Origin of the sequence: Pseudonocardia sp. Ae717_Ps2 (assembly GCF_001932475.1) — a bacterium.
GTDB lineage: Bacteria > Actinomycetota > Actinomycetes > Mycobacteriales > Pseudonocardiaceae > Pseudonocardia.
This window is the reverse complement of the sequence record NZ_MCIS01000001.1, coordinates 428,940-449,831: the sequence shown is the minus strand read 5'-3', so window position 1 is coordinate 449,831 and position 20,892 is coordinate 428,940. Positions and strand designations below refer to the sequence as shown.

Sequence of the window (20,892 nt, the reverse complement as noted above, 5' to 3'; positions counted from 1 at the left end):
GTCCTCCACGAGAGCCTCGGTCCCGCTGGGACCGGGGCTCTCGTGCGTCCGGGTCAGCGGCGGGCGGTGAGCAGGTCCGCCGTCGCGGCGCGGCGGAGCTTCCCGGACGGGGTCTTGGGCAGGCTTCCCGGAGCCAGGACCGCGACCTCGGCGGGTCGCACCCCCACCGCGGAGACGACACGGCGGATCACGTCGTCGCGGATCCTGCGCACGGTGTCGGCATCGGTGTCCCCACGGGCCTCGACGGCGACGGCGAACGACTCCCGGTGCCGCCCCTGCCCCGCGGCCATCCGGACCGCGACGACGTTGCCCGCGCGCACGCCCTCGGCCGCACCGGCGGCCCGTTCGATGTCGGTCGGGTAGATGTTGCGCCCACCCATGATGATCACGTCCTTGGTGCGGCCGCACACGACGACGGCGCCCTCGGGTGTCAGGTAGCCCTCGTCACCGGTGTCGAACCAGCCGTCCCGGTCCTGGGTGGGCACCGGGCCGTCGACGGTGAGGTAGCCGGGCGTCACGGCGTCGCCGCGCAGGTGCATCACCCCGACCTCCCGGGGTCCCAGCACGCGACCACCGCTGCCGACGACCTTCACCTCGATCCCGGGCAGCGGCGGTCCGAGCTCGGGGAACTCCCGCACCGGACCGGCGCCCGCGGGCTCGGCACGCCGGTGCGACTCCAGCGACTCGGCGTCGACCCGGTCGACCGTCAGTCCGGTGTGGACGGGCGCGAAGGACACCCCGAGCGCGGTCTCGGCCATCCCGTAGGCGCACAGCACCGACTCCGGCCGGAGTCCGAAGCGGGCGCCGGCGTCGGTGAACGCCGCCACCGCGGCCGGGTCGACCGGCTCGGCGCCGTTGAGGGCGATGCGCAACGTGGACAGGTCGAGCGCGCCGTCGTCGACCCGGGCGAGCTGGCGGGCCAGCACGGCGTAGGCGAAGTTCGGGGCCGCGGTGACGGTGCCGCGGTAGGACGAGATCAGCTCGGCCCACAGTCGCGGGCGACCCAGGAAGTCCGCGGGTGTGACGGTGACCAGGTCCAGCCCGACCGTCATCGGGACGGTCAGGAACCCGACCATGCCCATGTCGTGGAACAGCGGCAGCCACGACACCATCCGGTCGGTCGCGACGTCCAGCGCCGACGCGGTCACCATCGCCCCGATGTTGGCGTGCAGGTTCGCATGGGTGATCCGCACGGCCTTCGGGGCCGCGGTGGAACCGCTCGTGAGCTGCAGCAACGCGGTGTCGCCCTCGTCGGCGACGGCGGCGTCCGCGACGAACGCGGTCGGGTCGCCGGTCAACGAGTCGAGCATCCGGAACGGGATGCCGCGCTCGGTCAGGACCGGGGCGAGGGCGTCGAAGGGCGGGCCGAGCAGCACCATCGCGGCGTCGATCATCGTCAGCGTGGCGACGGTGTCGGCGGCCCACTCGGCCAGGTCGGTGCGCGGGGTCGGCTGGTGCAGCATCGTCACGCTGCCGCCGCACAGCCACACCGCCTGCGCGGCCGGGGCGATCGCCGCGGGCTCCCCCGCCAGCACCCCGACCGCGCCGCCGAACGGGAGGGCCGGGCCACCGTCGTCGCCGGGGCGTCGCAGGGCGTCCGCGATCCCGCGGGCCGTCCCGTGCACCTCCGCCCAGGAACGCCGCACGGGTTCGCGCGGCTCCCCCGTCGTCATCCCGCGGGCGGACCCGTCGGGACCGGTCGCGGACTCCAGCAACGTCGCCAGGAATCGGGACATGCGCCCGAATGTAGCGACGAACCGCCCGTGCGTGGCGGCACGATCGGCGACCGGTGCGGCCCCGCCGGGCCCGCGTAGCATCCGAACGCATGGCCGAGCCGCAGACCGACCCCGCTCCCGCAGCGCTCTCCGCTGCCGTCGACGCCGTCCTGCCGGGCGCGCGCACGGATCTCGAGGCGCTGGTCCGCATCCCGAGCATCTGGGCCGACCCGGCACACGCCGAGGACACCCGGCGCTCGGCGGACGCGGTCGCCGCGCTGGCCCGCGACGCCGGTGCCGCCTCGGTCGAGATCCTGTCCGCCGACGGCGGGGCCCCGGCCGTCGTCGCGCACTGGCCCGCGCCCGAGGGCGCGCCCACGGTGATGCTCTACGCCCACCACGACGTCCAGCCCACCGGCGGCGACGACGAGTGGACCAGCCCGCCGTTCACCCCGACCGAGCGCGACGGCCGGCTCTACGGTCGCGGCGCCGCCGACGACAAGGCCGGCGTGATGACCCACCTCGCCGTGCTGCGCGCCTACGACGGGAAGCCCCCGGTCGGGGTCGTGCTGTTCATCGAGGGCGAGGAGGAGTCCGGCTCCCCCACCCTGACCGCGCTGCTCGCCGAGCACCACGAGAAGCTCGCGGCCGACGTCATCGTGATCGCCGACGCCGCGAACCCGGCCGTCGACGTCCCCGCGCTGACCACGAGCCTGCGCGGCCTGGTCGACGTCGTCGTCGAGGTCTCGATGCTGGAACGACCGGTGCACTCCGGGGTCTACGGCGGCCCGATCGGCGACGCGCTCACCGCGCTGTGCCGCACCCTGGCCACCCTGCACGACGACAAGGGCGAGGTCGCCGTCCCCGGCCTGGTGCGCGGCAGCTCCGACGCCCCCGAGCCGGACGAGGCCACCTACCGTTCCGACGCCGGCCTGCTCGACGGTGTCGAGCTGCTCGGCACCGGGTCGATCCCGGACCGGGTCAACCACGCCCCCGCCGTCGCGGTGCTGGGGATCGACGCGCCGAAGGTCGCCGAGGCCTCCAACGTGCTGCTCCCCCGGGCCCGGGCGATGGTCAGCATGCGGCTGGCCCCCGGCCAGGACGCCCGCGAGGCACAGCAGGCCCTCGCCGGGCACCTGGAGCGCAACGTGCCGTGGGGCGCGCACGTGTCGGTGACCCCGGGCGGCGGGGTCGCGGAGCCGTTCAGCCTGTCCTCGACCGGTGAGGTCTACGACCACGCCCGCGCCGCGTTCTCGGCCGCCTACGGCAACGACGCGGTCGAGACCGGCATCGGCGGGTCCATCCCGTTCATCGCCGAGTTCGCCAGGACGTTCCCGGGCGCGGCGGTGCTGGTCACCGGCGTCGGGGACCCGGCCAGCCGCTGGCACGGGATCGACGAGAGCCTGCACCTGGGCATGTTCGGGCGCGGGGTGCTGGCCGAGGCACTGCTGCTGGCGCGGCTGGGCGGGCGCGGCTGAGAGCCGCGCCCGGACCCGTCACAGCGGGGCCGCGACCGGCGACGCCGCCTCCTCCAGCGCCGCCGACGCGGTCGCCGCGGTCGACTCCCACCGCCCCGCGTCCCCGGCGCCCAGCAGGGCGAGCACGCCGCGCCTGCCGTGCAACGGCTGCGCCGGGCCGGTGACCCCGGCCGCGGCCAGTCGGGCCGCGGCGACGCCGTCGACCACCGCGTCGGCCTGGGACCGTGCGTGCAGCGCGTCGCCCCCGGCATCGCCCGCCACCCCGGTGACCTGGGTGGCGGACAGCCCGAGGGCGTGCAGCACCACCCGGGGCGACGAGCCTGCCGCGACGGCGGCGGCCAGCGCCGCGGCCACCCGGACGACCGCGCGGGAGGGCACCTCCAGCACCCGCGCCAGGTCGAGGGCGACGCCGGCCCCGGCGACGGCGGGTGCCACCGCGTCGGTGCCGTCCCCGCAGGCCAGGGCGGCGGCAACCGCCGCGGTGACCGCCGGGTCGTGCTCGCTCCCCAGCGCACGCGCGACCACCAGGGCCCGGCGACGCGGGTCGGCCTCGTGCTCGGTGTCGTCCAGGGCGGACCGTCCCCGGTCGGCCAGGTGACCCAGCAGCTCCGCGGCCCGCGGGCCGGGCCGGACCGCGCGCTCCGCGACGAGCTGCGCCAGCGCCGGGTCGGCCCCGACGACCGGGACCACGGACTCCGGTGCCCGGCGGGGCAGCTCCCGGTCGGGCGTGGTCGCGGCCAGCAGCGCGGGCACCCAGCCGGGGCCGGTGGCCCCGCACGCCCGCTCCAGCTCCGCGGCGCGCCCGGGCAGAACCGGCTCGACCAGCGCGCGGGCCTTCGTCGCCAGGTCGTCGTCGGTCATCGGGCGGGCCAGGCTCCCCCGGACGTGCTCGACGTCGTGGTGGCGCCATGCGTCCCCGATCCGGATCCGCAGGCGGGCGGCGTCGCGGGCGCAGTCGTCGACGGCGTCGAAGCGGACCAGCGAGCGGAGCCGGACGGCCTCGTCGCTGCGCACCAGGTCGTCGTCGTAGGCGGGGAGGCCGACCTGCCCGAGGAGGAGACCGGCCGCGATGCCGTGCGCGGTCGAGAAGCGAGCCTGCAGCCCGTCGGCGGGGTCGGGGTTGCCGGTGAGCTCGGGGACGAGCGGGTGGCAGACGAGCTCGATCTCCTCGATCACGCGGGTGTCACCGCCCGGGAGCCCGGCGTGCAGCGCCTCGGCGGCCTCGATCGCCGGGTGGGTCACGATGCCGCAGGGGTAGGGCTTGAAGGTGTTCGCGCACAGCTCCCACCGGATGCCGAGGTCGTCGAGGAGCTCGCCGGGCCGGAACACCCCGGCGGCGAGCCGGGTCGCGAGTCCCGCCGGGCCGGTGAGGACGTCACCCGGCCACGGTGCGTCGTCGAGGGCGGCCTGCACCGCACGCAGCCCGACGACGGCCGCCTGCCCGGGGCGGAACGGCTTGGTCATCGACCCGAAGCCCTCCCGGTTGCCGACGGGGCCGCCCGCCGCGAGCGCCACCGCGACGGCGAGGCGGTCCGCGTCGAGCCCCCGCAGCAGGCCCGCCGTGACCGCGGCGCCGACCGGGCCGCAGGTGCCGGTGATGTGCCAGCCGGCGTCGTAGTGCTCGGGCGAGATCGCGTTGCCCAGCCGCAGCTGCGCCTCGACGCCCCAGGCGACGGCGGTGAGCACCTCGTCGGCGTCGCCGGCTGCCGGCCCGTCCTGCAGGGCGACCAGCGTCGCCAGCTCGACGGCGCCGGGGTGGATCACGGTGCGCAGGTGGGTGTCGTCGAAGTCGTCGAGGTGCGCGGCGAGCCCGGTGGCCAGGGCGGCGTCGAGCGGGTGCAGCCGCTCGGGACGGCCGGGGACGACCGCGTCGCCGCCCGGCGCCATCGCGGTGGACGCCGCGACGACCGCGTTCACGGCCGGGGCGCCGGCCGCGCCGACAGCGGTGGCGGCGACGTTGGCGATGGTGCGCCGGGCGGCGGCGAGCACCTCGTCCGGCAGCGGACCGGTCCGGTCGAGGATCCGCCGGACGAGGGTCTGCAGGGGGTGGGACACGGTTCTCTCCTGGGTCGTGGGGTGCGGGGTGGGGCGGCCGGTCACAGTCCGACCAGCGGGGCCATGAGCAGGACTCCGACGACGAGCACCGCCACGCCGACGACGTCGAAGACGACGCCGCTGCGGATCATCTTCGTGAGGGGGACGAGGCCGGAGCCGTAGACGATGGCGTTGGGCGGGGTCGAGACCGGGAGCATGAACCCGTACCCGGCCGCCGCGGTCGCGACGAGCCCGGGGATCAGCGGGTCGACACCGATGGCGACCGCGATCGGGACCACGATCGGCACGACGATCCCGGCGCTCGCGGTGTTGCTGGTCGTCTCGGACACGAGCAGGGCCATGACGGCCGCCAGCACCGTCACCGCCACCAGCGACGACACCCCGAGCCCGGTGGCGATGCCGTCGCCGAAGGTCCGCGCGAGGCCGGTCTCCGAGGACATCGACCCGAGCACGGTGCCGGCGCCGAAGAGCAGGATCACGCCCCAGTCGATCTTCACCGCCTCGGCCCAGGTGAGCGTCGGGACGAGGCCACCACCGTTCGCGGACCGCGCCGGCAGGAGGAACAGCAGGGTGGCCGCGAAGACGGCCGCGACCCCCTCGGTCACGTGCTCGGTGAGCCAGAGCACGGGCGCGGTGTCCTCGCCGATCACGGCCCCGAGGACACCCGGGGTGGTCCAGAGCACGACGGCGACACCGAACGCGACGACGGTGTTCTTCTCCCCGCGGGTCACACCGCCCAGCGACGCCCGCTGCTCGGCGACGAACTCGGCGGCGCCCTCCAGCCGGGTGACCTCGGGCCGGTTGAGCAGGAGCAGCAGCACGGCCAGCACCACGAACATGACCAGCACGATGGGCAGGAACATCGTCACCCACTCGACGAAGCCGATGGTGCGGCCGGTCTGCGACTCGATCAGGTCGCGGCCGATCAGCTGGTGCGGCGCACCCACCGGCGTGATGAGACCCCCGATCGACGCCCCGTAGGCGATCATCAGCATCACCGACGTCGCCCAGCGCGAGCGCGACAGGTCCGGGCCGCCCTCGCGGGTGCTGACCGTGCTCACCGAGCGGACGATGCCGATCCCGATCGGCAGCAGCATCGCCACCGTCGCGGTGTTGGACACGAACGCCGAGATCGCCGCCGCCAGCACGCCGAACGCGATCATGGTCCGCACCGGGGACCCGGCGATGCCCGGGACCGAGAGCGCACGGAGGGCGATCCGGCGGTCGAGCCCGTGCACGCTCATCGCCCGGGCGATCACGAAGCCGCCCAGGAACACGAAGATCGTGTCGGTCCCGAAGGCCCCGAGCACGGTCTCCTCGTCGGCGACGCCGAGGAAGACGCACAGCAGGACCGCGAAGACCGCCGTCACCGCCAGCGGCAGCGCCTCGGTGACCCACCAGACCATGACCAGCACGAACACCGCCGCGAGTGCCCGCTGGGGCCAGACGAGCCCGTCCGCGAGCAGGAGGACCGCGAGGAACCCGAGCGGCCCGACGGGCAGCCCGATCCGGGCGCGCACGGTGTCGAAACGGCTGGTCCCGGTCGACCGGTCCGCCTCGGGTGCCTCCGCCGCATCGGCGCGAGGCCCTGACTGCACTGCCATAGTGCCCAGCTTCCGGAACGATGTCTCGTAATACAGGCACCGTAGACGACGGGTGGGCGCCCGGGCAACGGTCGGTCCTGCGGGACGTCGTTAAGCTCCGGCCCCGTGGAGGCACGACGCGACGACGCCGGGGAGCAGGCCACCGGGGGCGGGGTCCAGTCGATCGACCGGGCCGTCGCGATCCTGTCCGTCTTCTCCCGTGCCCGGCCGATCGCCGGGATCACCGAGATCGCCCGGCTCACGGGACTGACCCGGGGCACGACCCACCGCCTGGTGAGCGCGCTCGCCAGCCACGGCTTCATGGCCCAGGCGCCGGGGTCGACCGCCTACTCCCTCGGCCCGCGGCTGCTCGGACTCGGCGAGGTCGCCCGCGAGCAGCTGTCGCTGGAGTCACAGGCCGTCCCGATCATGACGAGGCTCCGCGACCGGACCGGGGAGACCGTCGGGCTGCACGTGCTCGACGCCGAGCCCAGCCGCCGGACCATCGCCCAGGTGGAGTCCCAGCAACCGCTGCGCCGCATCTACACCGACCTCGGTGCTCCGCGGCCCCCGCACGAGGGCGCGCCCGGCAAGGCGCTGCTCGCCCACGTCGACCCCGGCCGGCTCGCCGCGGCCCGCGGCCGGCTCGCCGGGGACCCGTCCGCGCAGGAACGGCTGGACCGGCAGATCGAGCAGGTGCGCCACGACGGCTACGCGATCTCGCTGGAGGAGCGCGTCCCCGGGGTCGTGGCCGTGGCCGTGCCGGTCTTCGACCACACCGGGGCGGTCGCCGCGCTGTCGGTGTCGGTGCCGGCCGTGCGGGCCGGGCGCGACGAGCTCGTCGGGTTCGTCCCGATGCTCCGCGAGGCGTCCGACGAGCTCTCCGCCCGGCTCGGCGGGAGCGGTCCATCGGCCGCGTCGTCGGGCTGAGGGGCGCGCCCCGCGTGCGGGCCGCGCCGGGCGGGTACCCGCGGTCATGAAGTTCGGCATCGCCACGTTCGTGACCGACGAGGGCATCCGCCCCGGACCGCTGGGCCGTGCGCTGGAGGAGCGCGGCTTCGACTCGGTGTTCCTCGCCGAGCACTCGCACATCCCCACCAGCCGCGAGTCCCCCTACCCCGGCGGCGGTGACCTGCCGCGGGTCTACTACCGCACGCTCGACCCGTTCGTCGCGCTCACCGCGATGGCCGGGACGACCACCGACCTGCTCCTCGGGACCGGCATCGCGCTGCTGCCCCAGCGCGACGTCATCCACACCGCCAAGCAGACCGCGAGCCTGGACCTGGTGTCGGGCGGGCGGCTGCTGTTCGGCGTCGGGGCCGGGTGGAACCGCGAGGAGATGCGCAACCACGGCGTCGACCCCCGGGTCCGCGGGCCGCTCATGACCGAGCAGCTCCACGCGCTGCGGGCACTGTGGACCGAGGACGAGGCCGAGTTCCACGGCGAGCACGTCGACATCGCGCGCTCGTACTGCTGGCCGAAGCCGGTCCGGACCCCGCCGATCTACCTGGGCGGCGAGAGCGAGGCCGCGCTGAACCGGCTCGCCGAGGTCGGCGACGCCTGGCTGCCGCGCTCCCACACCTCCGTCGACGAGATCCGCCGGGTCCGCGCCGACCTGGCCGAGCGTGGCAAGCCGGACGTGCCGACGACGGTGTTCGGCGGGAAGCCCGACCCCGACGTCGTCGCCGGGTACGCCGAGGCGGGCGTCGAGCGGGTCACCTTCCTGCTCCCGACCCTGCCGGAGTCCGAGACCCTCACGAAGCTCGACGAACTGGCGCAGGTGGTCCGGCGGTCGAGCTGACCCGATCGGCGGAGACCCGGTCGCCGTCGCGGGGCAGAATGGCCGGTGATGTCGATCCGGCTGCTCGGCCCCGTCTCCGTCACCGACGCCGGCGGGCGTGATCTGCTGCCCGCCGGCGCCCGGGTACGGGGTCTGCTCGCCCGGCTCGCGCTCGACGCCGGGCACCCCGTCGACACCGCGACGCTGGTCGACGCGCTGTGGGGCGACGACCCACCGTCGACGGCGAACGCGCTCCAGTCACTGGCGACCCGGCTGCGCCGCGCGATCGGCGCCGAGCGGGTGCGGACCGCGACCGGCGGCTACCTGCTCGCCGTCGACCCGGACGAGGTCGGCGCGCTGCGGTTCGCCGCGCTCCGCCGGGCCGCGGCGGCCGAACCCGACGACGGCCGCGCCGGCGCCCTGCTCACCGAGGCCCTGGGCCTGTGGCACGGTCCGCCGCTGGGCGGGCTGAACGGGCTCGCGTTCACCGGGCCGGCCGCCACCCGGCTCGCAGACGCCCGCGCGGGCGCCGCCGAGGAGCTGGCCGCCCGCGGGCTCGCGGCAGGGACCCCCACCGCGGGTCTGGACGCGCTGACCGCGGTCCTCGCCGAGCAGCCGCTGCGGGAGACCACCGCCGTCGCGCTCGCCCGCGGGCTGCACGGGTCCGGGCGGCGGGCCGACGCGCTGGCCGTGCTGGACCGGACCCGGGCCGCGCTGGCCGAGGAGCTCGGCGTCGACCCGGGCCCGGAGCTGCTGCGGACCCGCACCGAGCTGCTGCGCGACGACCCGCCCGCCACCGCGATCCCCGTACGGCGACCGGCTCCCCCGCCGGACCGGCCCCGGCCGGTGGCGCTCACCTCGTTCGTCGGCCGCGAGACGGACCTGGCCCGGGTACGGTCGCTGCTCGGCTCGGCGCGGCTGGTCACCGTGGTCGGGCCGGGCGGGGCCGGGAAGACCCGCCTGTCGCAGGAGGCCGTCCGCGACGTCGGCCCGGCCGTCGCCGTGGTCGAGCTGGCCGCGCTGACCGGCGGTGACCAGGTCGTTCCGGCCGCGCTGCACGCCGTCGGCGGGCCGGAGCTGTCGGTCGCGGACCGGGACGGGCCGGACGCCCTGGCGCGGTTGGTGTCCGCGCTGACCGGTCGCGAGCTGGTGCTGCTGCTGGACAACTGCGAGCACCTGGTCGACGACGTCGCGGGCCTGGTCCACGAGCTGCTCGCCCGGCTTCCCGGGCTGCGGGTGCTGACGACCAGCCGGGAGCCCCTCGGCGTACCGGGCGAGGTCCTGCACCCGCTCGGGTCGCTGGATCCGGCGCAGGCGACGCGGCTGTTCGCCGAGCGCGCCGTCGCCGTCCGGCCGGACTTCGACCCGGCCGACCACGCCCCGGCCGTCGCCGAGATCTGCCGTCGTCTCGACGGTCAGCCGCTGCCCATCGAGCTCGCGGCGGCCCGGGTGCGCAGCATGAGCCCGGCCGAGATCGCCGACCGGCTCGCCGACCGCTTCCGGTTGCTGGTCTCCGGTGCCCGGACCGTGCTGCCCCGCCACCAGACGCTGCGGGCGGTCGTCGACTGGAGCTGGGACCTGCTCTCCCCCGCCGAGCGTGCGCTCGCGACCCGGTTCGGGGTGTTCGCCGGCCCGGTCGACGCCGCCACCGTCGAGGCCGTCTGCGGCGACGACGCGTTCGACCTGCTCCCGGCGCTGGTGGAGAAGTCGCTGGTCGTCCCCGTGGACGGGGCGGAGGACGGTGCGACCCGCTACCGGATGCTGGAGACGATCCGCGAGTACGCGGCCGCGCGGCTGGCCGACGCGCCGGACCACGACGCCGTGACCGCGGCGCACGCCGACCACCTGCTCGCGGTGCTGGAGCCCGGGGAGCCGCGGCTGCGCGGCGGTGACCAGCTCGACCAGCTCGCCGTCGTGCGGCGGGTGGAGGGCGAGGCCGTCCGCGCGCTGGACCGCGCCGTCGACGCCGGCGACGGCCCCCGGGCGCACCGGTTGTTCGCGGCCCTGGCCTGGAGCTGGATGGTCCGCGGCGACCTCGGCTCGCTGAAGCCCTGGTCCGACCGGGTCGCGACGGTCCCGGCGGCAGCGCCGGCCGCCGCGGTCGCGGTCACCCGCACGATCCGCGCGATGGTCCACATCGGGTTCGGCGACGATCAGGGTGCCGCCCAGGCGGAGCTGGACGCCGTCGTCGCGCTGTGGCCGGAGCTGCCCGAACCACGGCACCCGGTGGTCGAGCTCGCCCCGCCCACCGGGCTGCTGTTCGGCGAGGGGGACCGCTCCGCACTCGCGGCCATCGCCGACGGCGACGGCGACACCTGGCTGCGGGCGGCGGCGTCGCAGATCATCGCCGCGCACGCCGAGAACGCCGGCGACCTCGGGGTGCAGCGAGTCCGGCTGCGGGCCGCACGCGACCTGTTCGCCCGGGCCGGGGACCGCTTCGGGCTCGGGATGACGACGTTCGCACTCGGCGAGCTGGAGGACTACGCCGGGGACACCGATGCCGCTCGCCGGGCCTGGTCCGCGGCGGTGGCGCTGTCCGCGGAGCTCGGCAACGCCGACGACGTCCCGCAGTTCAACCTGCAGCTGGCCCGGCTCGCCGCCCGCCGCGGCGACGAGATCGTGGCCCGCGAGCACCTGCGCCTGGCCTTCGCCCAGGACATCCCCGACGACCTCCGGGCGAGCTTCGCCCTGCGGTGGGGACGGGCCGAGGTCGAGCTGCGGCTCGGGAACCCGGACGGGGCCCTGGAGCTGCTCCGCGAGTGCGACGTGCCGGTCCTGCCCGGTCCCGGACGGTTCCAGCGGGAGGCCGCGACCCACACGCTCATCGCGTCGGCACTGATGGCCCTCGGCCGCCCGGACGAGGCCCGCGAGCGGCTGGAGCATGCCGGGAAGGCCGCCGTCGCCGCCGACGACGGGCCGGTCCTCGGCGTGGTCGCCGAGACCTCCGCCCGGTGGGCCCTGGACGCGGGGGACGCGGAGCGGGCCGGTGAGCTGCTCGGCGTCGCCCTGGCCCGCCGTGGGGCGCTGCACCTGGGGCTGCCCGAGGTCGTCGCGACGCTGGAGGGGGTCCGCGCGCGGCTGGGCCCGGCCGCGGCCGACGCTGCGGTCGACCGTGGCCGGGCCTGGAGCCGGGACGCGCCCCCGGTGCCGTGAGCGCTCAGGTGCGGCGCCGGTAGAGCGCCACGGCCAGCGGCGCGAAGACCACGACCAGGCCCGCGGAGGTCAGCAGCGACACCGTCGCCGCGCCTCCCGCCGGCGCGCCGTCGAGCAGGGCTCGCACGGCGTCCGCGGTCCGCGAGACCGGGTTGACCGCGACGAAGCCCTGCAGCCAGCCGGGCATCGTCTGCGTCGGGACGAACACCGAGCTGGCGAAGGTCAGCGGCAGCATGATCAGCGCGGACAGCCCCTGCACCGAGCGGGGCTGCTTCACGACCATCGCGAGTGCGGTGAACACCCAGCAGAGGCCGAACGCGAACGCGACGACCAGCCCGAACGCGGCGAGAATCCCGAGCGGACCCGCCGGGGTGCGGTAGCCGAGCGCGAACCCGAACGCCAGCATGATCACCCCCGAGGTCAGGTAGCGGACGAGGTCCGCGCCGATCGCGCCGACCAGTGGGGCGGCGCGGGAGATCGGCAGGCTGCGGAAACGGTCGAAGATCCCGGTCTTGAGGTCCTCGGCCAATCCCACGCCGGTGCCCGCGGAGGCGAACACCACCGTCTGGAGCAGCACACCGGGCAGGGCGTAGTGCAGGTACTCCGTGCTGTTGCCGGCGATCGCGCCGCCGAAGACGTAGACGAACAGCAGCAGGAAGATCACCGGCTGCAGGGTGACGTCGATCAGTGCCTCCGGCGAGTGGATCGTCTTCACGATCCCGCGGCGGGCCAGCGACAGCCCGTGCCTCAGCGTCGAGGGCAGCAGCGGGGCCGAGGTGGACGCCCGGCCGGAGCTCGGGGTGGTGGGCGGGGTGTCGAGGGTGGCGGTCATCGGGGGCCTCCGGAGGTGGTCTCGGCCGCGTGGCCGGTGAGGGAGAGGAAGACGTCGTCGAGGCTGGGGAGCCGCAGGCCGATCTCGGCGACGGCGACGCCCTCGGCGACCAGCCGGTCCTCGGTGCGGCGCAGCGCGCCGTGGTCGGCAACGGCCGCGGTGACCTCCCCGGACGGCTCGACCGTCGGCTCGGCGCCGGTCTCCTGGGCGACGACGGCGGCGACCAGCGGCACCTCGCGTGGCAGCTCGGCGCGGACGTGCAGGCGCCGGCCGCCGGCCCGGGACTTCAGCTGGGCGGCCGTGCCGGAGGCGATGACCCGCCCCTGGTCCAGGACGACGAGGTCGTGCGCGAGCTGGTCGGCCTCCTCCAGGTACTGGGTGGTGAGCAGGACGGTGACACCGTCCTCGGCGAGTCGCCGCACGGCGTCCCAGACCTCGTTGCGGTGCAGCGGGTCCAGCCCGGTGGTGGGCTCGTCGAGGAACAGCACCTCGGGGCGTCCGACGAGGCTCGCTGCCAGGTCGAGCCGGCGGCGCATGCCGCCGGAGTAGGTGCCAGCGCGGCGCCCGGCGGCGTCGGTGAGCCCGAAGCGGTCGATCAGCTCGGCGGCGCGGGCCCGGGCGGCCGACCGTGGCAGGTCGAGCAGCCTGCCGATCAGGTAGAGGTTGTCGCGGCCGGTCAGGGCCTCGTCGACGGCGGCGTACTGGCCGGTGAGGCCGATCAGGGAGCGGACCCCGGCGGCGTCGCCGACGACGTCGCGGCCGAGCACCGCGGCCCGGCCGGCCGACGGCGGGAGCAGCGTGGCCAGCATGCGGACGGTCGTCGTCTTGCCGGAGCCGTTGGGGCCGAGCAGGCCCAGGACCTGTCCGCGCCCGGCGGAGAAGGAGATCCCGTCGACGGCGCGGACCTCACCGAAGGTCCGGACCAGGCCGTCGACCTCGATTGCGGGAGTGTTCATGCCGCCGAGCGTGCGCCCGGGCGCTGACACGGCCCTGGCACGGCGCTGGCACGGCTGTGGCACCGCGTCGGCGGCAGAGAGGCGGCGGCAGAGAACCGTGGCATCGCGGCGACGGCCGCGGACCCTGGGCTGCGGGTGGTGTCGGCACGGGCCCGGTCCCGTCGCCACCCCCCGACCGTGGCGACGGAACCGGCCCGTCCATCCCCCCGCGCCTCCGGCGAGGCTCCCCAGCCCGCCGTGACGCGAGTACGACGGTATCGGCGCGCCAGGGGCCGCGGATCGGTCGAACTACCGATCTCTTACCCGGGGTCTCTCCTACCAGGGTAGGAGAGACCCCTCACCCCTCGGCGCGCTCGGCGGCCTCGAGCCACTCCAGCTCGACGCTCTCGCGCTCGGCGACGACGGCCTTCAGCTCCCGGTCCAGCTCCATCAGCCGGCCGGGCTCGGTCGCGGCCTCGGCGAGCTTGGCGTGCAGCTTCTCCTCCTGCGCGGTGAGCTGCCCCATCCGCCGCTCCAGGCGCTGGGCGTCCTTGCGGGCGGCCCGCTGTTCCGCGGCGCTCGCCTTCGGCCCGGCCGCCTGCGCGACGGGCGCTCCCGCCGGCACCGGCGCGGTCGGTGCGGCCCCGGCCGGCCCACGGCCCATGGCGGCGCGGCGGGTCAGGTACTCGCCGATCCCGCCGGGCAGGTGGGTGAGGCGGCCGTCGCCGAACAGGGCGACGACCTGGTCACAGACACGCTCGGTGAGGTACCGGTCGTGGCTGACGACCACCAGAGTGCCCGGCCAGCCGTCGAGGAGGTCCTCCAGCCCGGCGAGGGTGTCGACGTCGAGGTCGTTGGTGGGCTCGTCGAGCAGCAGGACGTTGGGCTCGTCCATCAGCAGCCGGGTCAGCTGCAGCCGCCGGCGCTCGCCACCGGACAGGCGTCCGACCGGGGTCCACTGGCGGGCCGCGGGGAAGCCGAGCCGCTCCAGCACCTGCGACGCGGTCATCTCCTGCTTGCCGAACCGCACGTACTTGGCGACGGCCTCGGTGGCCTCCAGCACGCGCATCTCGGCGGGCAGGTCGACGAGCTCCTGGGACAGCTGCGCCATCTTCACGGTGCTGCCCTGGATGCGCCTGCCCGAGTCGAGCGCGCGTTCCCCGGACAGTGCGCGCAGCAGCGTCGTCTTGCCGGAGCCGTTGATCCCGACGATGCCGACCCGGTCGCCCGGGCCGAGCCGCCAGGTCACGCCGTCGAGCAGGGTGCGCCCGGCGACGGAGACGGTCACGTCCTCCAGCTCCAGCACGGTGCGGCCGAGCCGGTTCGTCGCGAACGCCATCAGCTCGACGGTGTCGCGCGGCGCGGGCACGTCGGCGATCAGGGCCTCGGCGGCCTCGATCCGGTACCGGGGCTTCGACGTCCGGGCGGGCGGGCCGCGGCGCAGCCAGGCCAGCTCCTTGCGGGCCAGGTTGCGGCGGCGCTGCTCGGCGGCGTCGGCCTGCCTGCCGCGCTCGGCGCGGGCGTAGACCCAGTCGGCGTAGCCACCGGTGTAGGACTCGACCCGGCCGTTCGCGACCTCCCAGGTGCGGGTGCAGACGGTGTCGAGGAACCAGCGGTCGTGGGTGACGACGACGAGTGCGATCCGCCGCGACGTCAGGTGCGTCGCGAGCCAGCCGATGCCCTCGACGTCGAGGTGGTTGGTCGGCTCGTCGAGGACGACGAGGTCGAGCTCCCCGATCAGCGCCGCGGCGAGCGCGACCCGGCGCTTCTCGCCACCGGACAGGCCGTCGGTGGGCCGCTCGATGTCGGAGATGGCGAGCCCGTCGAGGACGTCGCGGACCCGGGCGTCGGCGGCCCACTCGTGGTCGGCGCCGTACTCGGCGAGGACGATGTCACGCACCGTCGACCCGGCGGGGGAGCGGTCGTGCTGCACCAGGTGCGCCATCCGCAGGCCGCCGAGGCGGCTGACCCGGCCGCCCTCGACCGGGCGGTCGCCGGTGATCACGTCGAGCAGGGTCGACTTCCCGCCGCCGTTGAGGCCGACGACGCCGATCCGGTCGCCGCGCTCGACGCCGAGCGAGACGCCGTCGAGCAGGACGCGGGAGGCGTCACCGGGCACGTGTGCGGTGACGTTCTCCAGGTTGAGCAGGTTCTCGGGCAACTACGTCTCCACCGTCGGGAAGGTCAGGCACGGACCGGGGGCCATGAGCCGGAGCTCGAGGGGCCGCCGCGGTCGGGGGGGTGGTCGCCGCCCGTCTCCGAGGTGTCGACGATGCGGGCGCCGCCGGCCGGGCCGTGGGCGACCCGCACCGTGCGGCACACCCCCATGCCGGCGAGCTCGGTCGCCACCTCGACGGCGGAGTCGGCGTCGGCGCACAGGAACGCGCACGTCGGCCCGGAGCCGGACACCAGACCGGCGAGCGCTCCGGCGTTGACCCCGGCGCGCAGGGTGCGGCGCAGGTCCGGGGCCATCGAGACGGCGGCGACCTGCAGGTCGTTGCCCAGGTTCAGCGCGAGCCGGCGCGGGTCACCCGAGGACAGTGCCTCCAGGACGGGCTCGACCGGCCGCTCGGTGATCGGGCCGTCGCCGCGCAGCCGGTCCAGCTCGGCGAACACCGCCGGGGTGGACAGCCCACCGCGGGCCAGCGCGATCACCCAGTGCAGCCGGTGCCGGGCGAGCACCGGGATGATCTTCTCGCCACGGCCGGTGCCGAGCGCGGTGCCGCCGTGCAGACCGAACGTGACGTCCGATCCGAGCTCGGCGGCCAGCTCGGAGAGATCGTCGCGGCCCAGCTCCAGCCGCCACAGCGACGACAGCGCGACGAGCGTGCCCGCAGCGTCGGCGGAGCCGCCCGCCATCCCGCCCGCGACCGGGATGCCCTTGCGCAGGGTCACCCGCACGTCCGGGGCGCGCCCGGCCCGCTCCGCGAGCAGCTCGACCGCCCGCCAGGCCAGGTTGGTGGCGTCCAGCGGCACCTCGGCCACGCCGTCGCCGTGCACCTCCAACGCGGGCTCCTGCGCCGGCTCGACCGAGATCTCGTCGAACAGGCTGACGGCGTGGAAGACCGTCACCAGGTCGTGGAAGCCGTCCGGCCGCACCCCGCCCACGGCGAGGTGCAGGTTGATCTTCGCGGGAACCCGGACGGTGACCGGTCGCGGCACGGCGGACAGCACTGCTCAACCCTACGGGCAGCACGGGACGGACCGCCGCCGCCCGGCGCTCGGGGTGGCCGGGCTCACCGGTTCCGGGCGACGCGCCCCCGACCCGGCGGCAGGGGCGGGCCGGCCCGCCACGAGCACCCCTTTCCGGCGAACTCGCTTACCCGGTAAGCGAACTCGGAGGACCGGCACCCGCGACGACCGGGAGGCCGGCCACCGCCGCCCCACCTGACGCCGCCGACACCGACACCGCCTCTCGTGCGAACTCGCTTACCGGGTAAGCGAATCCGTACGACCGGCACCCGCGACAACCGGGAGGCCGGCCACCGCCCCACCTGACGCCGCCGACACCGACACCGCCTCTCGTGCGAACTCGCTTACCGGGTAAGCGAATCCGTACGACCGGCACCCGGTAGGACCGACGCCCGGCCCACGCCGACGCCCGTTCCCGGCGAGTGGCACGACGGTGCTGCCTGCGCCTACCGGGTGAGGGAGTCCTCCGAGACAGCACGCTCCGCGGCGGCGGCGCGGCGCTCGGACAGGTGGCGCGGCGTCGCGAAGCAGGCGACGGCCACGACACCGATGACCAGCACGGCCGCGGGCAGCAGCATCGACTGGGCCATCGCCGTCGCGAAGGGATCGCGCAGCGCCTCGGGCAGAGGCCCGCCGGCCGCGGCGACCTCCGGGGAACCGCCGGTCGTCGACGCGCCCGGGACGAGCGCGGCGATCCGCGACTCCATGAGCACCGCGATGCCCGCGCTGCCGAGCACCGCGCCGACCTGACGGGTCGTGTTGTAGACGCCCGACCCGGATCCGGCCTGGTCCATCGGCAGGTTGCGGGTGGCGCTGGTGGAGATCGGCGCCCAGACGCAGGAGTTGGAGATCCCGAGCAGGGTGAGCGGCAGCAGCAGCTGCCAGACCGGGGTGTCCGGGCCCATCACCCCCGCCAGCCAGACCAGCGCGATGACGAACGTCGACATCCCGAATCCGCCGATCAGCCGCGGGTGGACACGGTCGGTCAACCGCCCGGTGTACGGGGCGAGTGCGCCGGAGAAGATCGCCAGCGGTGCGAGCAGCAGTGCCGCCTCGGTGGGGCTGAAGCCGCGCACGCTCTGCGCGTAGATCATCAGCGGGAAGCCCTGCGCGGTGATCGCGAAGCCGACGGTGCAGATCGCGATGTTGGCCAGCGAGAAGTTCCGGTCTCGGAACAGACGCAGCGTGACCAGCGGCTCGCTGGTGGTGACCCGCTGCCACCACACGAACGCGACCAGCACGACGACCCCGCTGCCGATCAGCGCCCAGATGCCGACGCTCCAGCCGAACTTCTGCCCCTCCTGGATTCCGAAGACCAGCAGGAACATGCCCACGGCGGACAACACCACGCCGACCACGTCGAACCGGCGGCGCGAGGTCTCGAGCGAGGGGACCAGCCGCCAGGCGGCGACGAAGGCGATCACCCCGACCGGCACGTTCACGAAGAAGATCCACTCCCAGCCGAGGCCGCCGACGAGGAGCCCGCCGACGATCGGCCCGGTGAGGGTCGCGACGCCGGCGACGGCGCCCCACAGGCTCATCGCGCGTCCGCGCTGGGCCGCCGGGAAGGTCCGGGTGATGACGGCCATGGTCTGCGGCGTCATCATCGCGGCGCCGAGACCCTGGGCGATCCGCGCGACGATCAGGGCGCCGACGGTCGACGTGAGCCCGCACCACAGCGAGGCCAGGGTGAACACCGCGAGCCCGCAGAGATAGACGCGCTTGGGCCCGAACCGGTCCCCCAGCCGGCCGGTGACCAGCAGCGGGACGACATAGGCGAGCAGGTAGGCGCTGGTCACCCAGACCACGGAGTTGACGTCGGCGTCCAGCGACGTCAGCAGCGCGGGCGTCGCGACGGTGACGATTGTGGCGTCGACCAGGATCATGAAGAACCCGATCACCAGGGCCCACAACGCGGGCCACGGGCTCGTCCCGTCGGCGCTGACCACCTGTTCCCTCGACCGTGTCACCACGCCATCATGCGCTGCCCCGGGGCCGGTCGGTTCAGGCGGGAGGGTCCCCTGCCGGGCGGTTCCGGGCGATCCGGGCGAAGTCGGACACCGCGAGGGTCTCCGCGCGCGCGGTCGGGTCGACGCCGGCGGCGCGCAGGGCCTGCTCGGCCGCCGCGGCCGAACCCGCCCAGCCCGACAGCGCCCCGCGCAGCACCTTGCGACGCTGGGCGAACGCCGCGTCGACGACCGCGAAGGTCGCCGCCCGGTCGGCGTCGGCGGGCGGGTCGTGCCGGGTGAAGGCCAGCAGTCCGGAGTCGACGCCGGGGACCGGCCAGAACACCGCGCGCGGCACCGGCCCGGCGCGGCGGGCCGCCGCGTACCAGGCGAGCTTGGCGCTGGGGGCGCCGTACTCGCGCGAGCCGGGTCCCGCGGCGAGCCGGTCGGCGACCTCGGCCTGCACCATGACCAGCCCGGTCCGCAGCGACGGCAGCTCGGCGAGCAGGTGCAGGATCACCGGCACCGCGACGTTGTAGGGCAGGTTCGCGACGATCGCGGTGGGCGGCGACGCCCCGGGCCCGGCGTCGGCCGCCAGCCGGTCCGCGCCGACCCGCATGGCGTCGGCCCCGGTCACGGTGAGGCGACCGGCCAGCCCGGGGGCACGCTCGGCGACGGTCTCGGGCAGCAGCCCCGCCAGCACCGGGTCGATCTCGACGACGTGCACCCGGGCCGCGACCGGCAGCAGCGCCAGGGTGAGCGAGCCCAGCCCGGGGCCGACCTCGAGGACCACGTCGTCACCGTCGACGCCGGCGGACTTCACGATCCGGCGGACCGTGTTGGCGTCGTGGACGAAGTTCTGCCCGAGCTTCTTGGTGGGACGCAGACCGAGCCGCTCGGCCAGCACCCGGACGTCGGCCGGGCCCAGCAGGCGTGCGGTGGTGGTGCTCCGGTCGCCGTCGGCGTCGATGCTGCGGCTCCGGCCGCCGTCGGTCCCGTGGTCGCTCACGGAACCATTCTCGCGGGGCACCCCGGGCGGGATGCGTGCGGGATCAGCTCAGGCCGAGCTTGGACGAGCAGGACGGCCAGGCGCTGTACCCGCCGCGGTCGTCCTTGACCTTCTCGGCGACCGCGATCTGCTCCTCGCGGGAGGCCTTGTCCGCGGTCGGGGCGTACTGCCCGCCGCCGTAGGCCTGCCAGGTCTGCTTGTTGAACTGCAGCCCGCCCTGGTAGCCGTTGCCGGTGTTGATGCTCCAGTTCCCGCCGGACTCGCACTTGGCGAGCTTGTCCCAGGTCGCGCCGTTGGAGACGGCGGGCGCCGAGGACGTCGCCTTCGCGCCGGCCTTCTCGACGATCTCCTCGACCTTCTTCTTGGTGCCGACCTTCACCACGCGCGGCAGGGCCGGGGTGTCCTGACCGGCGCCGATGCGCTCGCGGGCGACCTCGCGGCCCTGGTCGTAGGTGACCCGCCAGATGATGCTGCGGGCGCCCTCGCGGCCCGGGTCGACGACGGTGCGGGTGCCCTCGTCGAGCGACGGGTCCTGCACCTCCTGCTCCGGCACCGGGAGCTTCTGGGACTCGACGATCTGGGCGTTCACGATGTCCGAGCCGGTGGTCGGGGCGGTGACCGGGGCGAACGACGCCGGGGAGGACGCCCGGTCGAGGTTCATCGACGCCGTGCCGAGATCGGTGGCGTTCGCGGCGAGCCCCGCATGGAGCTCCTGGGCGGGCTGCTCGGCGGGGGCGGAGAGCACCGCGGCGGCGAGCCCACCGGTCGGGACCGAGAACAGCGCGGCCGCGGCGGCGGTCCGGACCCCGGCCCGGGAGCGGGCGGCGGCCGGGCGGTGACGGCCCTCGTAGGTGACGAACCCGGCCTCGTCGCCGGCGAGACCGGCGGGCGCGACGGCGGGGAACGGTCGCGTGAGCTCGTCGTCGGCGAGCGGTGCGGCGTGACGCGAAGACATGACTTCCCGGGGTCTCGGCTGTCCGGGAAGGAGTCATGACCTGCGGGAACGACGACCGGCGCGGTGCCGGGGAGCGGAACCGTCGCTGGGGAGCGGACCGGTCGTCGTCCCGCGGGTCGGGGGAGCGACCCCGTCCCGGCGGGTACGACGACGGACGTTAGCGGACCGTGACCCGGAGCAGCGTGTCCGACGCGCGCGTGGCGACGAGCGGCCGGGGATCGACGGTGAGTGACGACAACCCCGCCGCTCATCACGGCGG

General features: G+C 75.5%; 14 protein-coding genes. 4 read left to right on the top strand and 10 right to left on the bottom strand.

The window, feature by feature from the left end; translation table 11 throughout:
• Positions 1-53: 53 nt before the first annotated feature.
• Positions 54-1,736: a fatty acyl-AMP ligase gene (locus tag Ae717Ps2_RS02220; RefSeq protein ID WP_075332970.1), complete on the bottom strand. Its 1,683-nt coding sequence runs from the start codon at positions 1,734-1,736 to the stop codon at positions 54-56.
• An 89-nt stretch (positions 1,737-1,825) separates the two neighbouring features.
• On the opposite strand from Ae717Ps2_RS02220, the gene Ae717Ps2_RS02215 reads away from it, so the two are divergent.
• Complete coding sequence (locus Ae717Ps2_RS02215; protein ID WP_075308367.1) at positions 1,826-3,193, top strand: dipeptidase; 1,368 nt, start codon at positions 1,826-1,828, stop codon at positions 3,191-3,193.
• Between the two features lie 18 nt (positions 3,194-3,211).
• On the opposite strand, the gene Ae717Ps2_RS35905 is transcribed toward Ae717Ps2_RS02215, so the two are convergent.
• Both Ae717Ps2_RS35905 and Ae717Ps2_RS02205 read right to left on the bottom strand, forming a co-directional pair.
• Entirely contained in the window at positions 3,212-5,248 is a 2,037-nt protein-coding gene (locus Ae717Ps2_RS35905) for an MmgE/PrpD family protein (RefSeq protein WP_158071445.1), read from the bottom strand.
• A 41-nt stretch (positions 5,249-5,289) separates the two neighbouring features.
• Positions 5,290-6,852: a DASS family sodium-coupled anion symporter gene (locus Ae717Ps2_RS02205; protein WP_075308371.1), complete on the bottom strand. Its 1,563-nt coding sequence runs from the start codon at positions 6,850-6,852 to the stop codon at positions 5,290-5,292.
• Between the two features lie 105 nt (positions 6,853-6,957).
• Between Ae717Ps2_RS02205 and Ae717Ps2_RS02200 the strand changes: the two genes are divergently transcribed.
• From Ae717Ps2_RS02200 to Ae717Ps2_RS02190, 3 genes are read left to right on the top strand one after another with little or no spacing between them, the layout of a single operon-like run.
• Positions 6,958-7,761 (top strand): IclR family transcriptional regulator, encoded by an 804-nt coding sequence (locus Ae717Ps2_RS02200; protein ID WP_075332968.1) that lies wholly within the window; start codon positions 6,958-6,960, stop codon positions 7,759-7,761.
• A gap of 46 nt (positions 7,762-7,807) precedes the next feature.
• A complete protein-coding gene (locus tag Ae717Ps2_RS02195; protein ID WP_020626945.1) occupies positions 7,808-8,632 on the top strand; it encodes an LLM class F420-dependent oxidoreductase in 825 nt (274 codons plus the stop codon).
• Positions 8,633-8,680: 48 nt separating this feature from the next.
• A complete protein-coding gene (locus Ae717Ps2_RS02190; RefSeq protein ID WP_075334142.1) occupies positions 8,681-11,764 on the top strand; it encodes a BTAD domain-containing putative transcriptional regulator in 3,084 nt (1,027 codons plus the stop codon).
• Between the two features lie 4 nt (positions 11,765-11,768).
• Here Ae717Ps2_RS02190 and Ae717Ps2_RS02185 read toward each other — a convergent pair whose 3' ends face one another.
• From Ae717Ps2_RS02185 to Ae717Ps2_RS40020, 7 genes are all read right to left on the bottom strand, one after another.
• Positions 11,769-12,596 carry an ABC transporter permease gene (locus Ae717Ps2_RS02185; protein ID WP_020623369.1) on the bottom strand — a complete coding sequence of 276 codons (828 nt, stop codon included), beginning with the start codon at positions 12,594-12,596 and terminating at the stop codon, positions 11,769-11,771.
• Complete coding sequence (locus Ae717Ps2_RS02180) at positions 12,593-13,552, bottom strand: daunorubicin resistance protein DrrA family ABC transporter ATP-binding protein (RefSeq protein ID WP_020623370.1); 960 nt, start codon at positions 13,550-13,552, stop codon at positions 12,593-12,595. Before Ae717Ps2_RS02180 ends, Ae717Ps2_RS02185 begins: the two co-directional genes overlap by 4 nt.
• A 337-nt stretch (positions 13,553-13,889) precedes the next feature.
• Positions 13,890-15,692 (bottom strand): ABC-F family ATP-binding cassette domain-containing protein, encoded by a 1,803-nt coding sequence (locus tag Ae717Ps2_RS02175; protein WP_075308375.1) that lies wholly within the window; start codon positions 15,690-15,692, stop codon positions 13,890-13,892.
• Positions 15,693-15,715: 23 nt separating this feature from the next.
• Positions 15,716-16,705, bottom strand: a complete 990-nt coding sequence (locus Ae717Ps2_RS02170; RefSeq protein WP_075332967.1) for a 4-(cytidine 5'-diphospho)-2-C-methyl-D-erythritol kinase — start codon at positions 16,703-16,705, stop codon at positions 15,716-15,718.
• Positions 16,706-17,169: 464 nt separating this feature from the next.
• Positions 17,170-18,693 (bottom strand): DHA2 family efflux MFS transporter permease subunit, encoded by a 1,524-nt coding sequence (locus Ae717Ps2_RS02165; RefSeq protein WP_233147413.1) that lies wholly within the window; start codon positions 18,691-18,693, stop codon positions 17,170-17,172.
• Between the two features lie 34 nt (positions 18,694-18,727).
• Entirely contained in the window at positions 18,728-19,600 is an 873-nt protein-coding gene (gene rsmA, locus Ae717Ps2_RS02160) for a 16S rRNA (adenine(1518)-N(6)/adenine(1519)-N(6))-dimethyltransferase RsmA (RefSeq protein ID WP_217695651.1), read from the bottom strand.
• Between the two features lie 121 nt (positions 19,601-19,721).
• Positions 19,722-20,633, bottom strand: a complete 912-nt coding sequence (locus Ae717Ps2_RS40020) for a resuscitation-promoting factor (RefSeq protein ID WP_075332966.1) — start codon at positions 20,631-20,633, stop codon at positions 19,722-19,724.
• Positions 20,634-20,892: the final 259 nt, after the last annotated feature.

What these genes read in the sequence shown, in the direction of transcription:
- Ae717Ps2_RS02220 (WP_075332970.1), bottom strand. Translation starts at nt 1,736, where the DNA reads ATGTCCCGATTCCTGGCGACGTTGCTGGAGTCCGCGACCGGTCCCGAC.
- Ae717Ps2_RS02215 (WP_075308367.1), top strand. Translation starts at nt 1,826, where the DNA reads ATGGCCGAGCCGCAGACCGACCCCGCTCCCGCAGCGCTCTCCGCTGCC.
- Ae717Ps2_RS02205 (WP_075308371.1), bottom strand. Translation starts at nt 6,852, where the DNA reads ATGGCAGTGCAGTCAGGGCCTCGCGCCGATGCGGCGGAGGCACCCGAG.
- Ae717Ps2_RS02195 (WP_020626945.1), top strand. Translation starts at nt 7,808, where the DNA reads ATGAAGTTCGGCATCGCCACGTTCGTGACCGACGAGGGCATCCGCCCC.
- Ae717Ps2_RS02190 (WP_075334142.1), top strand. Translation starts at nt 8,681, where the DNA reads ATGTCGATCCGGCTGCTCGGCCCCGTCTCCGTCACCGACGCCGGCGGG.
- Ae717Ps2_RS02185 (WP_020623369.1), bottom strand. Translation starts at nt 12,596, where the DNA reads ATGACCGCCACCCTCGACACCCCGCCCACCACCCCGAGCTCCGGCCGG.
- Ae717Ps2_RS02180 (WP_020623370.1), bottom strand. Translation starts at nt 13,552, where the DNA reads ATGAACACTCCCGCAATCGAGGTCGACGGCCTGGTCCGGACCTTCGGT.
- Ae717Ps2_RS40020 (WP_075332966.1), bottom strand. Translation starts at nt 20,633, where the DNA reads ATGTCTTCGCGTCACGCCGCACCGCTCGCCGACGACGAGCTCACGCGA.